Genomic DNA, 15,038 nt, shown 5'->3' on the forward strand with positions numbered 1-15,038 from the left:
CGAGCAGGCTCGCTCCCACACTGGATCGGCGCGGTTCGCAGATCTCGCGTACAACTCGGTTCAATGTGGGAGCGAGCCTGCTCGCGAAAGCAATATGACAGAAGCCAGGGCAATCAGCCCTTGAACACCTCATCCAGCAAATTATGCATCGACCGGAACGCCCGCCCGGCGATCTTGGCGTTGTACATCATCTTGCCCGGCACATTGGCCTGAGGATCGGTGAAGGAATGCACCGCGCCGCCGTAACTCAGCAATTGCCAGTCCACCCCGGCGGCGTTCATCTCCTCCTCGAAAGCCGGCAACTGTTCTTTCGGCACCAGCGGATCGGAGGCGCCATGCATCACCAGGACGGCGCCCTGGATATTCTGCGCATCGGCCGGGTTCGGCGTATCCAGGGTCCCGTGGAACGAGATCGCAGCCTTGAGCGGTGCGCCGCTGCGAGCCAGCTCCAGTGAGCAGCAACCACCGAAGCAGAAGCCGAACGTGGCCAGTTTGGCCGTGTCGACCTGCGCTTCGCCCTGGTTCTGCAATTGCTCCAGCGCTACCTGCATGCGCTTGCGCAACAAGGCCCGGTCATTCTTGAGCGGCATCATTGCCGCTCCCGCCTCGTCGGCGTTGGTCGGGCGCAGCGTCTGCCCGTACAGGTCGGCGATCAGCACCACGTAGCCGTTGGCGGCCACCGACCTGGCAATGTCCTCGGCCCCCGCCCCCACGCCCATCCAGTTCGGCGCCATCAGCAAACCCGGACGCGGGCCCTGCTGGTTGACGTCGAAGGCCAGGCGACCTTCATAGCTTTGCCCATCGATCTGATACACCAGTGAACGAACCGTAACCTGACTCATGACGGATTCCTTTATTGACTGAACACCAGAAATGACAAAACCCGCCTGAGCGGGTTTTGTATTCACTTGATCAAGCTGACAGCTCAACCAACAGCTTGTTCAAACGCCGGACATAGGCCGCCGGGTCCTTCAGGCTGTCGCCGGCCGCCAGGGCCGCCTGGTCGAACAGGATGTGCGAGAGGTCGCCAAAACGCTCTTCGCTCTGCTCGTTGTCGAGTTTTTCCACCAGCGGGTGAGCCGGGTTGAATTCGAAGATCGGCTTGGAATCCGGCACCTTCTGACCGCTGGCCTCAAGGATCTGGCGCATCTGCAGGCCGAGGTCCTGCTCGCCGATGGCCAGGATGGCCGGGGAGTCAGTCAGGCGGTGCGAGACACGCACTTCGCTGACGGCATCGCCCAACGCAGTCTTGATCCGCTCGACCAGGCCTTCCTTGCTCTTGGCGACTTCTTCGGCGGCTTTCTTGTCTTCTTCCGAATCCAGGTTGCCAAGGTCGAGGTCGCCACGGGCCACATCGACGAAGCTCTTGCCGTCGAACTCGTTGAGGTAGCTCATCAGCCACTCGTCGATGCGGTCGGTCAGCAGCAGCACTTCGATGCCTTTCTTGCGGAAGACTTCCAGGTGCGGGCTGTTCTTGACCTGTGCATAGGTTTCGCCGGTCAGGTAGTAGATCTTGTCCTGGCCTTCCTTGGCGCGGGCCAGGTAATCGGCCAGGCTGACGCTCTGCTCGCCGTCGTCACTCTGGGTCGAGGCGAAACGCAGCAGGCCGGCGATCTTCTCTTTGTTAGCGAAATCTTCGGCCGGGCCTTCTTTCATCACCTGGCCGAAGTTCTTCCAGAAGCTCTTGTATTGCTCAGGCTCGCTCTTCGCCAGCTTTTCCAGCATGTCGAGGACGCGCTTGGTCAGCGCCGACTTCATGGAGTCGATGATCGGATCTTTCTGCAGGATTTCCCGCGAAACGTTCAGCGACAGGTCGTTGGAGTCCACCACACCCTTGATGAAGCGCAGGTACAGCGGCAGGAACGATTCGGCCTGGTCCATCACGAACACGCGCTGCACGTACAACTTCAGCCCGCGTGGTGCTTCGCGCTGGTACAGGTCGAATGGCGCACGGGCCGGCACGTACAGCAGCGAGCTGTATTCCAGCTTGCCTTCGACCTTGTTATGGCTCCAGCTCAGCGGGTTCTCGTAGTCGTGGGCGATGTGCTTGTAGAACTCCTGGTATTCCTCGTCCTTGATCTCGGTACGAGGACGGGTCCACAGGGCACTGGCGCGGTTGACGGTTTCCCATTCCACTTCAGGTTTTTCTTCGCCTTCGGCAGCGGTGACTTCCTTCGGCAACTCGATCGGCAGCGCGATATGGTCAGAGTATTTCTTGATGATGTTGCGCAGGCGCCAGCCATCGGCGAATTCTTCTTCACCGGACTTCAGGTGCAAGACGATGCGGGTACCGCGCTCAGCCTTGTCGATGGTCGCGACTTCAAATTCGCCTTCGCCCTTGGATGACCAGTGCACGCCTTCGCTCGCTGCGAGGCCGGCACGGCGGCTGAACACTTCGACCTGATCGGCAACGATGAACGCGGAATAAAAACCGACGCCGAACTGACCGATCAGATGGGAATCCTTCTTCTGGTCGCCCGACAGGTTTTTCATGAAATCGGCGGTGCCGGACTTGGCGATGGTGCCCAGGTGCGTGATCACCTCGTCGCGGCTCATGCCGATACCGTTGTCTTCGAGAGTGACGGTTTTCGCGTCCTTGTCGAAGCTCACACGGATTTTCAGCTCCGCGCCGCCTTCCAGCAGTTCTGGCTTGGACAGCGCTTCGAAACGTAATTTGTCGACAGCGTCAGAGGCGTTCGAGATCAGCTCGCGAAGAAAAATTTCCTTATTCGAATACAGCGAGTGAATCATCAGGTGCAGCAGCTGCTTCACCTCGGTCTGGAAGCCCAGGGTTTCCTTTTGAGTTTCCACGCTCATGGTCATCAAACTCCAAGTGGATGGTGGTGTCCGCCTCGCTGAGATTGGCGGCGGGATGTCCACAAGGTGGGGGCACCGGTGATGATTTCAAGGGGCGGTCGGCCTGGAGGGTGCCGGGATCTTGAAATGGGCTCTAGCCGTGGCAATCGGTTCGGCTTCGGATTCCTGCCAGGCGGTGATCGCCACATTGGCCACGCGACGGCCCTGGCGCCAGACCTGACACCGGGCATAAGTGTCACGAAACTGCCCGGCGCGCAGGTAATCCAGGGAAAAATCGATGATCTTCGGCACCCCGGTCGCACGGGTCGCAATCAGCAGATGAACAGCGGCCGACAGCTCCATGAAACCGGCAATCACCCCGCCATGGATCGCGGGCAGTAAAGGGTTACCAATGTTGTCCTTGTTGGCCGGCAGGCAAAACAGCAACTCGTCGCCCTGACGAGAACATTCGACGCCGATGAGGCGCGCATAGGGAATCGAGGCCAGCAGCAGCGCGTGGTCGCCATGCTCGCAGGCCTGGCGCAGTTGTTCCTCGGTGATATCGGTCATGGCTTTTGCGCCGCAGCCGTCAGGCCACCCTTTCTCATTCCCCGAGCGCTATCGCCCAGGCGCATGAAAGTGCCCACCACATGGGCGATGGGTTGCCCGGGATCATCCTGGTAGGCAAAACCCCGGCTGAAAATCACGTCCGGCGTGACCCTATAGCACTGGGCGAAACCATAGATGGCTTTATCAGGCATGGCCGCGTGCATGTAATCGATGCGCAGATCCAGGGTCGGGCAGACCTCGAATTGCGGCAGCACGCACAAGGTCGACATGCCGCAGGCGGTATCCATCAGCGTGGTCAGCGCTCCGCCATGGACGATGCCTGTCAGCGGATTACCGACAATGGAGGGGCTGTACGGCAACATTACCGTCAACCCTTCGGAACTGGCGCTGTGCAGCGTCAGACCCAGCACCTGGCAATGCCTCAGCGCGGATAAAAAGCGTGTCGCACGCTCAAAAACGGAATCTTCAGCCATTTGTGTTAATGCCCTTGTGTATGCAGAAGCCCAACAACCACCGTGGGCCATAAAGTTCCGCTGCGCTGCAAAGTTATATATCTAGAGCAAAAGAGGAACTTAACCAGAGGGGGCCCGCTCAAAAGGCCAGTAGTTATATCCATAAGGAGAAACACCCCATGCGTAAGACTTTTGCTATTGCCTTGATGTTGGCCGCCTCCCTCGGTCTCGCTGCCTGCGATAAAAAATCCGAGGACAAGGCTCAAGATGCCAACCAACACGCTGAACAAGCTCAGCAAGACATGAACAAAGCACAGGATAAAGTGAACGACGCGGCGAAAGAAAACGCCGAAGCTGCCAAAGCTCAGTCTGAATCGAACAGTGCCGCCCAGCAGGAACAAGCCCCTGCTACCGCGCCTAAAACCAACTGATACGGTTTCAGTGGTAAAAGAAAACCCGCCTGGTGCGGGTTTTCTTTTGCCTGCAATTCGACAAAACAGCCGTCAAGCCGCTTCCTTGCCGGTTTCGGGCACCGGCGCTTCGGTAGGCGTGTAGACCATCACGTCCAGCACATCCGAATGAAACTCGCGTTGATACAACACAAACACCACGCCGGCGCTCATCAGCATGAACAGCCAGGGGCTGACGAACCATGCCAGCATGGTCATGCCGAAATAATAGGCACGCAAGCCGAAGTTGAACTGGTTGGCCGCCATCGAAATGACCCGCGCCGCCCTCGAAGCAAAGGCCTTGCGCTCCAGCTCGGACACATGCCGCTCGCCGATCATCGGCGCAGAACCTACCAGGACCGCGGCGAAGTTGTATTGGCGCATGCACCAGCTGAACGTGAAGAACGCGTAGACGAACACCAGCGCAAGACACAGCAGCTTCACTTCCGCCATGCCCTGGGAGGCCTGTTGTACCAACGGCAGGTCCGCAAGCAGCGATACCGCGCGGTCAGACGCCCCGAGCACGGTCAGGATACCGGCCAGGATGATCAGCGTGCTGGAGGCGAAGAAGGACGCGTTGCGCTCCAGGTTGCCGATCACGCTGGCATCGGCAATGCGGTTGTCGCGCAGCAGCATGCGACGCATCCAGTCTTCGCGGTACAGGTGCATCACGCTGGCCAGGCACGCCGTGTCGCGGGCCTTCCAGGAAGCGTAACGGGTATAACCGGCCCAGCAGATGATGAACCAGACGGCGGCGAGCAGATGGATCAGGTTGGCTTGGATGAATGACATGCAGTTCCCTGTGATGAAACAAAACCTGCGGCAATAATATCAGCGAACCCTGTGGGAGCGAGCCTGCTCGCGATAGCGATATAACTTTCGCTTCTATGTCAGCAGTTCGGGCGCTTTCGCGAGCAGGCTCGCTCCCACAGGTCCACGGAAAAAGACACTGTCCCAATAAAAAATGCCCCGCATCGATTGATACGGGGCATTTCGTTTTACCGATGGGCCTGCTGGAAGCCGCTTACGCCAACGCTTCGCTGCGCTTGCCCAGCAGTCGATCGCAGACCACTGCGACCACCAGGGTCATGACCGAAGGCACCAGCCAGGCCAGGCCCTGGTCGCTCAACGGCAGGTGGGCCAACTGCGTCGGCAGCCAATCCGCCAGCCCGGCGCCCTTGAGGGCGTCGATCAAGCCGAACAGGAACGACACCAGCATGACCGGGCCGACGATGCGCCCCTGCTCATGCCAGAAGTCCTTGCAGAAGCTCAGGGCGACCAATGCGATGCAAGGCGGATAGATCGCGGTCAGGACCGGAATCGAGAAAGCGATCAGCTTGGTCAGCCCGAGGTTGGACACCAGCAGCGAAAACGCCGCCAGGATGATCACCAGCGTCTTGTAGGACAGCGGCAGGACGCGGCTGAAGTACTCGGCGCAGGCGCAGGTCAGGCCAACCGCCGTCACCAGGCACGCCAGGGAGATCAGTACCGCAAGGAAGCCGCTGCCCAGGCTGCCGAAGGTATGTTGCACGTAGGCATGCAAGACGGCCGCGCCGTTGGTCGCGCCCGCGGCAACTTCATGGCTGCCCGAACCCAGGCGGAACAGGCTGACATAGACCAGCGCCAGCCCCACCCCGGCTATAAGCCCGGCGATGATGGCGTAGCGGGTGATCAAGGCCGGAGACTCGACCCCTCGGGAACGGATGGCGTTGACGATGACGATGCCGAACACCAAGGCACCGAGGGTATCCATGGTCAGGTAGCCATTGATGAAGCCTTGGGAAAACGGCGCCGCCACGTATTCGGGAGTCGCCACGCCGATGTCGCCCGCCGGCAGGGCAAACGCGGCGATGCCCAGCACTGCCAGGGCGATGATTTTCAGCGGCGCGAGAAAGCGCCCGACGGTGTCCAGCAAGCGGCCCGGATAAAGCGAGATGAAGAACACCACCAGAAAGTACACCGCGCTGTACAGGAACAACGCCAACGGGCTCTCGCCGGTCAGCGGTGCCAGGCCGACTTCGAACGATACGGTAGCGGTTCGCGGGGTGGCGAACAGCGGGCCGACCGCCAGGTAGCACACCGCTGCCAGCAAACCACCGGCGATCTTGCCGATGGGGCTGCTCAAGGCGTCCATCGCGCCGCCGACCTTGGCCAGCGCAACGACCGTGATCACCGGCAGCCCGACCGCCGTGATGAGAAAGCCCAGCGCCGCCATCCAGACATGAGGCCCGGACTGCAAACCGACGATAGGCGGGAAGATGATGTTGCCGGCCCCGACGAACAGGGCAAATGTCATGAAACCAAGCGCCAGGATGTCCTGGCCTTTCAACACTTTCATTAAGGAAACCACACTACTGAATCGGAATTTAGAGAGGGATTTCCCTTATGGGTGAGGGAAATGCTGCCGATCCGTATGAGACCGACCCGTTTAGCGCGTCGCTTCCTTGTGGGCAGCGGTCGCAAAAATGGCTGCTAGCCTAACGAATTCAAGTGAAAAACGCACTGTTACAGGGCGAACTATCCGATACACGACATTGCTGTGTCGCATTTACGTATCTATTTTTCCACCAGGCCGCAGCAATGCCCCCCCCGTGGCGAGGGAGCTTGCTCCCGCTGGGCTGCGCAGCAGCCCTCATTCAGGCGCCTGTATCTATTCAGACAAAATGCGCTGTCCAGTTTGCGACTGCTACGCAGCCGAGCGGGAGCAAGCTCCCTCGCCACAAGAGCGAACCAGAAACGACAAAGGCCACCCGAAGGTGGCCTTTGTTTGGAACGAAGGGTCAGCCGAAGCTTACTTCTTCATTTCCCAGCCAGTCAGCTCGGCCAGGGCCTTGCCGATGTCTGCCAGCGAACGCACGGTTTTCACGCCTGCGTCTTGCAGCGCAGCGAACTTCTCGTCCGCAGTGCCTTTGCCGCCGGAGATGATTGCACCCGCATGGCCCATGCGCTTGCCAGCAGGGGCAGTCACACCAGCGATGTAGGAAACGACCGGCTTGGTCACGTTTGCCTTGATGTAGGCAGCGGCTTCTTCTTCAGCGGAACCGCCGATCTCACCGATCATGACGATCGCTTCGGTCTTCGGGTCTTCCTGGAACAGCTTCAGGATGTCGATGAAGTTGGAGCCTGGGATCGGGTCACCGCCGATGCCGACGCAAGTGGACTGACCGAAACCGGCGTCAGTGGTCTGCTTCACGGCTTCGTAGGTCAGGGTGCCGGAACGGGAAACGATACCGACCTTGCCTGGCAAGTGAATGTGACCTGGCATGATGCCGATCTTGCATTCGCCTGGAGTGATCACGCCTGGGCAGTTAGGGCCGATCAGGGTAACACCCAGCTCGTCGCACTTGACCTTGGCATCCAGCATGTCCAGGGTAGGAATGCCTTCGGTGATGCAAACGATCAGCTTGATGCCGCCGAATGCTGCTTCCAGGATGGAGTCCTTGCAGAAAGGAGCTGGAACGTAGATCACGCTGGCGGTGGCGCCAGTGGCAGCTACAGCGTCTTTCACGGTGTTGAACACTGGCAGGCCCAGGTGCTCGGTGCCGCCTTTGCCCGGCGTTACACCGCCGACCATCTGGGTGCCGTATTCGATGGCTTGCTGGGTGTGGAAGCTACCTTGCGAACCGGTAATGCCCTGGCAGATAACCTTGGTGTCTTTGTTGATCAGGACGCTCATTATTTGCCCTCCGCAGCTTTGACGACTTGTTGAGCAGCGTCGGTCAGGCTGGTAGCAGCGATGATGTTCAAACCGCTTTCTGCCAGTACTTTAGCGCCCAGTTCAGCGTTGTTGCCTTCAAGGCGCACAACAACCGGGATTTTCACGCCGACTTCTTTCACGGCGCCAATGATGCCTTCGGCAATCATGTCGCAGCGAACGATGCCGCCGAAGATGTTGACCAGTACTGCAGCGACGTTGGAGTCGGACAGGATGATCTTGAACGCTTCGGTAACGCGTTCCTTGGTAGCACCGCCGCCCACGTCGAGGAAGTTGGCTGGCTTGCCGCCATGCAGGTTGACGATGTCCATGGTACCCATGGCCAGGCCGGCACCGTTGACCATGCAGCCGATGTTGCCTTCCAGCGCTACGTAGTTCAGTTCGAACTTGGCAGCGTGCGCTTCGCGCGGATCGTCCTGCGACGGATCGTGGAAAGTCTTCAGCTTAGGCTGACGGTACATGGCGTTGGCGTCGATGTTGATCTTGGCATCGAGGCAGTGCAGATCGCCGTCGGCCTTGATCACCAGCGGGTTCACTTCCAGCAGGGCCAGATCGTGATCCTGGAACAGTTTGGCCAGACCCACGAAGATCTTGGCGAACTGGGCAACCTGCTTGCCTTCCAGGCCCAGCTGGAAAGCCAGCTCGCGACCCTGGAATGGCTGTGCGCCAACCAGTGGATCGATGGTGGCCTTGAGGATTTTCTCAGGGGTGTCGTGAGCGATTTTCTCGATGTCCACGCCACCTTCGGTGGAAGCCATGAACACGATACGACGGCTCGAACGGTCAACGACAGCGCCCAGGTACAGCTCTTTAGCGATATCAGTGCACGATTCAACCAGGATCTTGGTGACTGGCTGACCGTTGGCGTCAGTCTGGTAAGTCACCAGACGCTTGCCCAGCCACTGCTGCGCGAAGGCTTTGGCGTCTTCTTTGCTGCGAACCAGCTTGACGCCGCCCGCTTTACCGCGACCACCGGCGTGAACCTGGGCTTTGACAACCCATTCGCTGCCGCCGATCTTGTCGCAAGCTTCTGCTGCCGCTTCCGGGGTGTCTACCGCGTAACCGGTGGATACTGGCAGGCCGTACTCAGCGAACAGCTGCTTACCCTGATACTCGTGAAGATTCATGCTTATTACCGTCTTCGTTAGGTACTGCGCATTCGGTGCTGCACCGTTGTGGTGCCGCACCACCTGTGACTGCTGCTTGCGTAGCGTTCCGGTTAACCGGTGCCGCTACGCAAGACTGCGTCCAGCGGACATTCCGCGGTGAGTCTTGCACGCAAGGCTCGCGACGGGCCGCACCGCCGTGGTTTCTTATTATCCGTTAACGCTTCTTGCGGTTGGCCACGTGGATGGCGCCGCCATTCACGGCCAGGGCCGCTTCGTGCAAGGCTTCGGACAGGGTCGGATGGGAGAAGACCATCATGCCCAGGTCTTCAGCGCTGGTGCCGAATTCCATACCGATCGCGCCTTGCTGTACCAGCTCGGCAGCGCTTGGGCCAATGACGTGAACGCCCAATACGCGGTCGGTCTTGGCGTCGGCGATGACTTTCACGAAACCGCCGGTGTCGTTGGCTGCCATGGCGCGGCCGCTGGCGGCGAACGGGAAGGTGCCGACGTTAACTTCAACGCCTTCGGCTTTCAAGGCCTGCTCGGTTTTACCGACCCATGCGATTTCCGGGTGGGTGTAGATAACCGATGGGATCAGGTCGTAGTTCATCTGGGCCTTGTGACCCTTGATGCGCTCGACAACCATGATGCCTTCTTCGGACGCCTTGTGCGCCAGCATCATGCCGCGAACCACGTCACCGATGGCGAAGACGCCCGGTACGGCGGTTGCGCAATGGTCATCGACCGCGATGAAGCCGCGCTCGTCGATTTCCACGCCGCAATCGGCGGCCAGCAGGTCAGTCGTCACCGGACGACGGCCGACCGCTACGATCAGCTTGTCGAACGTGATGGTCTGTTCGCCGTTGGCGTCGGTGTAGTTGACCACGACTTCTTCGCCGTTGACCTTGGAGCCGGTCACGCGAGCGCCCAGCTTGATGTCCAGGCCTTGCTTGGTCAGGGTTTTCAGCGCTTCCTTGGAAACCGCGGTGTCGGCGGCCATCAGGAAGGTGTCGAGGGCTTCGAGCACGGTCACTTCAGCGCCCAGGCGCGACCATACCGAACCCAGCTCCAGGCCGATCACGCCAGCGCCGATCACGCCCAGGCGTTTTGGCACGGTCTGGAATTCCAGGGCACCGGTGGAGTCGACGATGACGTTCTGGTCGACCGGAGCCGGCGGGATGTCGATCGGACGCGAGCCTGGCGCCAGGATGACGTTTTCGGCTTCGATCACTTCAACCGAGCCGTCTGGCTTGGTCACTTCGACTTTCTTGCCCAGCAGCAGCTTGCCGTGGCCTTCGATGGAAGTCACGCCGTTGGCCTTGAACAGGGTGGCAACACCGCTGGTCAGGTTCTTGACGATGCCGGCCTTGCGGCCAACCATCGCGGCGACGTCCATTTTCACTTCACCGGTAGAGATACCGTGAACGTTGAAGCTTTCTTTCGCTTCCTTGTATTTCCAAGAGCTGTCCAGCAGCGCCTTGGAAGGAATGCAACCGACGTTCAGGCAAGTACCGCCCAAGGCTTGCTTGCCTTCCTTGTCGGTGTATTTCTCGATGCAGGCAGTGGTAAGGCCCAGTTGCGCAGCCTTGATGGCCGCTACGTAGCCGCCAGGGCCCGCACCAATCACTACCACGTCGAATTTCTGAGTCATGAGTCATTCCTTTTCGAATCAAACCGGACGGTCACTTGTGGTGACCGTCGAGGGACGAAACCGGTTGTTTCAGCAAGAAGCCGATCAACAGACCGGCCCTCGCGGCGAAAATCAGATATCCAGCAGCAGACGAGCCGGATCTTCAAGCAGGTTCTTGATGGTTACCAGGAACGTCACGGCTTCTTTGCCGTCGATCAGGCGGTGATCGTAGGACAGTGCCAGGTACATCATCGGACGAATCACGACTTGACCATTGATCGCCATCGGACGCTGCAGAATGTTGTGCATGCCGAGGATAGCCGCTTGTGGCGGGTTGACGATCGGGGTCGACATCATCGAACCGAATGTACCACCGTTGGTGATGGTGAACGTACCGCCGGTCATCTCTTCGATGGACAGCTTGCCGTCACGGGCCTTCTTGCCGAAGGTGGCGATGCCGCCTTCGATTTCGGCCAGGCTCATCAGTTCGGCGTTGCGCAGTACCGGAACCACCAGGCCACGGTCGCTGGAGACCGCGACACCGATGTCGGCGTAGCCGTGGTAGACGATGTCGGAACCGTCGATCGACGCGTTGACGGCCGGGAAGCGTTTCAGCGCTTCGGTGGCAGCCTTGACGAAGAACGACATGAAGCCCAGGCGTACGCCATTGTGGGACTTCTCGAACAGATCCTTGTACTTCGAACGCAGGGCCATGACTTCGGTCATGTCGACTTCGTTGAAAGTGGTCAGCATCGCCATGTTCGACTGGGCTTCGACCAGACGCTCGGCAACCTTGGCCCGCAGGCGGGTCATCGGAACGCGTTTTTCCACGCGGTCGCCGGCAGCGAACACTGGTGCGGAAGCGGCAGGCGCGGCAGGCTTGGCTGGTGCTGCGGCCGGTGCGGCTTTCTTGGCGGCAACAGCTGCAACCACGTCTTCCTTGGTCACGCGACCACCCTTGCCGGTGCCGGCAACGGAAGCGATGTTGATACCGTTCTCTTCAGCCAGCTTGCGAGCAGCAGGGGCAGCGACTGGATCGTCTTCGCCCGATGCAGCAGGAGCAGCGGCCTGAGCGGCAGCCGGTGCAGCAGCTGCTGCTGGAGCGGCGGCGGCAGCGCCGCCCTCTTCGATCGAGCCCAGGACCTGGTTCGACAGAACCGTAGCGCCTTCTTCGGCAATGATTGCGCCCAGCACGCCGTCGGCTTCGGCCAATACTTCCAGCACGACCTTGTCGGTCTCGATGTCGACGATCAGGTCGTCACGCTTGACGGCCTCGCCTGGTTTCTTGTGCCAGGTGGCAACGGTGCCATCGGCAACCGATTCCGGGAATGACGGGGCTTTGATTTCGATAGCCATTATCTGTGGGTCCTTAAAATTCGGTTTCAGTCAGCACGAAGGCGTTAAACAGTGAAGGCATCTTGCAGCAGTTTTTCCTGCTGCTCGGCGTGCATCGACGCATAACCACACGCAGGGGCAGCAGAAGCGTCACGACCGGCGTACTCCAGGCCCAGGGCCTTGTTATGGTTGCCGATGCTGCGACGCAGGTGATGCTGGCTGCTGTACCACGCGCCCTGGTTCATCGGTTCTTCCTGACACCACACCACGTGGGTGAGGTTGGTGTAAGGCGCGATAGCCTCCATCAGGTCGTCTTCCGGGAACGGGTAGAGCTGCTCGATACGCACGATGGCGATGTCTTCGCGGCCTTCGGCACGACGTTTTTCCAGCAGATCGTAGTAGACCTTGCCGCTGCACAGGATCAGGCGAGTCACCTTCGCCGCGTCCAGGGTATCGATTTCCGAGATAACGGTCTGGAAGGAGCCTTCGGCCAGGTCTTCGAGCGTGGAAATCGCCAGCTTGTGGCGCAACAGCGACTTGGGGGTCAGCACGATCAGCGGCTTGCGCAGCGGACGGATGACCTGACGACGCAGCAGGTGGTAGATCTGCGCCGGGGTCGTCGGTACGCAAACCTGGACGTTGTGCTCGGCGCACAATTGCAGGTAACGCTCCAGACGTGCCGAAGAGTGCTCCGGCCCCTGCCCTTCATAACCGTGTGGCAGCAGCATGGTCAGGCCGCAGAGACGACCCCACTTGTGCTCGCCGCTGGTGATGAACTGGTCGACCACCACCTGGGCACCGTTGGCGAAGTCGCCGAACTGGGCTTCCCAGATCACCAGCGCATTCGGCTCGGTGGTGGAGTAGCCATATTCGAACGCCAGGACGGCTTCCTCGGACAGCAGCGAATCGTACAGGTCGAAACGTGGCTGGCCTTTGTACAGGTGTTGCAGCGGGATGTAGGTGCTGGCGTCTTTCTGGTTGTGCAGCGCCGCGTGGCGGTGCGAGAAAGTACCGCGGCCTACGTCCTGGCCGGTGATGCGAATCGGGTGACCTTCGAACGCCAGGGTCGCGTACGCCATGGTTTCGGCGTAACCCCAGTTGATCGGCAGGCCGCCGGCTTGCATCTTCTGGCGGTCTTCGTAGATCTTCGCAACCTGGCGCTGGACCACGAAGCCTTCCGGGATTTCCAGCAGCTTGGCGGACAGTTCCTGCAAGGTCTTGAGGTCGAAGCGCGTGTCGTGACGCGCGGTCCAGGCGTGGCCCAGGTAAGGACGCCAGTCCACGAACAGTTCCTTGTTCGGTTCCTTGACCAGGCTTTTTACAACGTGCAGGCCGTTGTCCAGGGCGTTGCGATATTCATCGACTTTTTCCTGGACGCGCGCGGCATCCAGAACGCCGCTCTGGGTCAGGCGATCGGCGTACAGCTCGCGGGTGGTGCGCTGCTTGGCGATCTGCTGGTACATCAGTGGCTGGGTACCGCTTGGCTCGTCGGCCTCGTTGTGGCCGCGACGACGGTAGCAGACCAGGTCGATCACCACGTCGCGCTTGTACTGCATGCGGTAGTCGATGGCCAGCTGGGTCACGAAGAGCACGGCTTCCGGGTCATCACCATTCACATGGAGAATCGGCGCCTGGATCATTTTCGCGACGTCGGTAGCGTACTCGGTGGAACGCGAGTCCAGCGGGTTGCTGATGGTGAAACCGACCTGGTTGTTGATGACGATGTGAACCGTACCGCCAGTCTTGAAGCCGCGGGTCTGCGACATCTGGAAGGTTTCCATGACCACGCCCTGACCGGCGAATGCCGCGTCACCGTGGATGGAAATCGGCAGGACCTTTTCACCGGTCGGGTCGTTGCGACGATCCTGGCGGGCACGGACCGAACCCTCGACCACCGGGGAAACGATTTCCAGGTGGGACGGGTTGAAGGCCATGGCCAGGTGGACTTCGCCACCGGTGGTCATCACGTTGGACGAGAAGCCCTGGTGGTATTTCACGTCACCGGAACCCAGCTCGACCTTCTTCTTGCCTTCGAACTCGTCGAACAGCTCGCGCGGGTTTTTGCCGAAGGTGTTGACCAGTACGTTCAGGCGACCACGGTGGGCCATGCCGATGACGACTTCCTTGGTACCGTAGGAGCCGGAACGCTGGATCAGCTCGTCGAGCATCGGAATCAGGCTTTCGCCGCCTTCCAGGCCGAAACGCTTGGTGCCCGGGTATTTGGTACCCAGGTATTTCTCCAGACCTTCACCGGCGGTGACGCGCTCGAGCAAGTGGCTCTTGATGTCGGCGGAGTACGTCGGACGGCCACGAACGCTTTCCAGACGCTGCTGGAACCACTGGCGCTGCTCGGAATCGGTGATGTGCGTGAATTCAGCGCCGATGGTGCGGCAATATGTCTGCTGCAACGCTTCGTGAATTTCGCGTAGGCTCGCTTCCTCTTTGCCGATGAACAGGTCGCCGGCACGGAAGGTCGTATCAAGATCGGCATTGGTCAAGCCGTAATGAGTGATCGACAGGTCTGCAGGTGCAGGACGCTGCCACAGCCCCAGCGGGTCCAGCTGGGCTGCCTGGTGGCCGCGCATCCGGTAGGCCTGGATCAGTCGCAGTACTTCAACTTGCTTCTTCTCGTGCTCGGAGCTCACGCTGCCGGCAGACACCGGTTGGGCGCGGCGCTGGTTCTTTGCCAGCAGCACGAAATGATCGCGAATCGTCGAGTGCGAAACATCGGTGGCAGAGTTACCGTCAGCCGGCAACTTCTGAAAGTAGGTGCGCCATTCTTCTGGCACAGCGTTAGGGTCGTGCAGGTAGAGCTCGTAGAGCTCTTCCACATAGGCAGCGTTACCACCGGAGAGGTGGGCACTGTTCCACATGCGCTGCATCACGCTTTCTTGCATGCTTGGTCACCCTCGATTAGGGGAACACCACCGGCGAAAACACCGAGCAAACTTGCAGAAGTCCGAGTGCAGCGACTAAAACAAG

General features: G+C 59.9%; 12 protein-coding genes. 1 reads left to right on the forward strand and 11 read right to left on the reverse strand.

The features are described from left to right. Positions 1-113: 113 nt before the first annotated feature. The 4 genes from J3P96_RS20545 to J3P96_RS20560 form a co-directional block, all read right to left on the reverse strand. Positions 114-842, reverse strand: a complete 729-nt coding sequence (locus tag J3P96_RS20545) for a dienelactone hydrolase family protein (RefSeq protein WP_434653253.1) — start codon at positions 840-842, stop codon at positions 114-116. 70 nt (positions 843-912) lie between these two features. Then, entirely contained in the window at positions 913-2,817 is a 1,905-nt protein-coding gene (gene htpG / locus J3P96_RS20550; protein WP_305496099.1) for a molecular chaperone HtpG, read from the reverse strand. 87 nt (positions 2,818-2,904) lie between these two features. Next, positions 2,905-3,366 (reverse strand): PaaI family thioesterase, encoded by a 462-nt coding sequence (locus J3P96_RS20555; protein ID WP_434653255.1) that lies wholly within the window; start codon positions 3,364-3,366, stop codon positions 2,905-2,907. Beyond that, the gene (locus J3P96_RS20560) at positions 3,363-3,839 is read right to left on the reverse strand and encodes a PaaI family thioesterase (protein WP_434653257.1); all 477 of its coding nucleotides are present in this window, start codon (positions 3,837-3,839) and stop codon (positions 3,363-3,365) included. The genes J3P96_RS20555 and J3P96_RS20560 overlap by 4 nt, the downstream gene beginning before the upstream one ends. A gap of 158 nt (positions 3,840-3,997) precedes the next feature. Here J3P96_RS20560 and J3P96_RS20565 point away from each other — a divergent pair, with 158 nt between their 5' ends. After that, positions 3,998-4,249, forward strand: a complete 252-nt coding sequence (locus J3P96_RS20565) for a hypothetical protein (RefSeq protein WP_030138335.1) — start codon at positions 3,998-4,000, stop codon at positions 4,247-4,249. A gap of 72 nt (positions 4,250-4,321) precedes the next feature. Here J3P96_RS20565 and J3P96_RS20570 read toward each other — a convergent pair whose 3' ends face one another. The 7 genes from J3P96_RS20570 to J3P96_RS20600 all read right to left on the reverse strand — a co-directional run bounded on the left by J3P96_RS20570 (position 4,322) and on the right by J3P96_RS20600 (position 14,953). Further along, positions 4,322-5,059 (reverse strand): DUF599 domain-containing protein, encoded by a 738-nt coding sequence (locus J3P96_RS20570; protein WP_434603187.1) that lies wholly within the window; start codon positions 5,057-5,059, stop codon positions 4,322-4,324. A gap of 232 nt (positions 5,060-5,291) precedes the next feature. Next, positions 5,292-6,605 carry a branched-chain amino acid transport system II carrier protein gene (gene brnQ / locus J3P96_RS20575; protein WP_305496103.1) on the reverse strand — a complete coding sequence of 438 codons (1,314 nt, stop codon included), beginning with the start codon at positions 6,603-6,605 and terminating at the stop codon, positions 5,292-5,294. Positions 6,606-7,058: 453 nt separating this feature from the next. Then, the gene (sucD, locus tag J3P96_RS20580; RefSeq protein ID WP_305496104.1) at positions 7,059-7,943 is read right to left on the reverse strand and encodes a succinate--CoA ligase subunit alpha; all 885 of its coding nucleotides are present in this window, start codon (positions 7,941-7,943) and stop codon (positions 7,059-7,061) included. Beyond that, positions 7,943-9,109, reverse strand: coding sequence for an ADP-forming succinate--CoA ligase subunit beta (gene sucC, locus J3P96_RS20585; RefSeq protein WP_305496105.1), 1,167 nt, complete (start codon positions 9,107-9,109; stop codon positions 7,943-7,945). The genes sucD and sucC overlap by 1 nt, the downstream gene beginning before the upstream one ends. Before the next feature lie 196 nt (positions 9,110-9,305). Next, complete coding sequence (gene lpdA / locus J3P96_RS20590; protein WP_434569407.1) at positions 9,306-10,742, reverse strand: dihydrolipoyl dehydrogenase; 1,437 nt, start codon at positions 10,740-10,742, stop codon at positions 9,306-9,308. A 111-nt stretch (positions 10,743-10,853) separates the two neighbouring features. Beyond that, the gene (odhB, locus tag J3P96_RS20595) at positions 10,854-12,077 is read right to left on the reverse strand and encodes a 2-oxoglutarate dehydrogenase complex dihydrolipoyllysine-residue succinyltransferase (RefSeq protein ID WP_305496107.1); all 1,224 of its coding nucleotides are present in this window, start codon (positions 12,075-12,077) and stop codon (positions 10,854-10,856) included. A gap of 44 nt (positions 12,078-12,121) precedes the next feature. Continuing rightward, positions 12,122-14,953, reverse strand: coding sequence for a 2-oxoglutarate dehydrogenase E1 component (locus tag J3P96_RS20600; RefSeq protein WP_305496108.1), 2,832 nt, complete (start codon positions 14,951-14,953; stop codon positions 12,122-12,124). Positions 14,954-15,038 lie beyond the last annotated feature (85 nt).

The sequence above is a fragment of the Pseudomonas sp. R3-56 genome, from assembly GCF_051132075.1.
In the GTDB taxonomy this organism is placed as follows: Bacteria; Pseudomonadota; Gammaproteobacteria; order Pseudomonadales; family Pseudomonadaceae; genus Aquipseudomonas.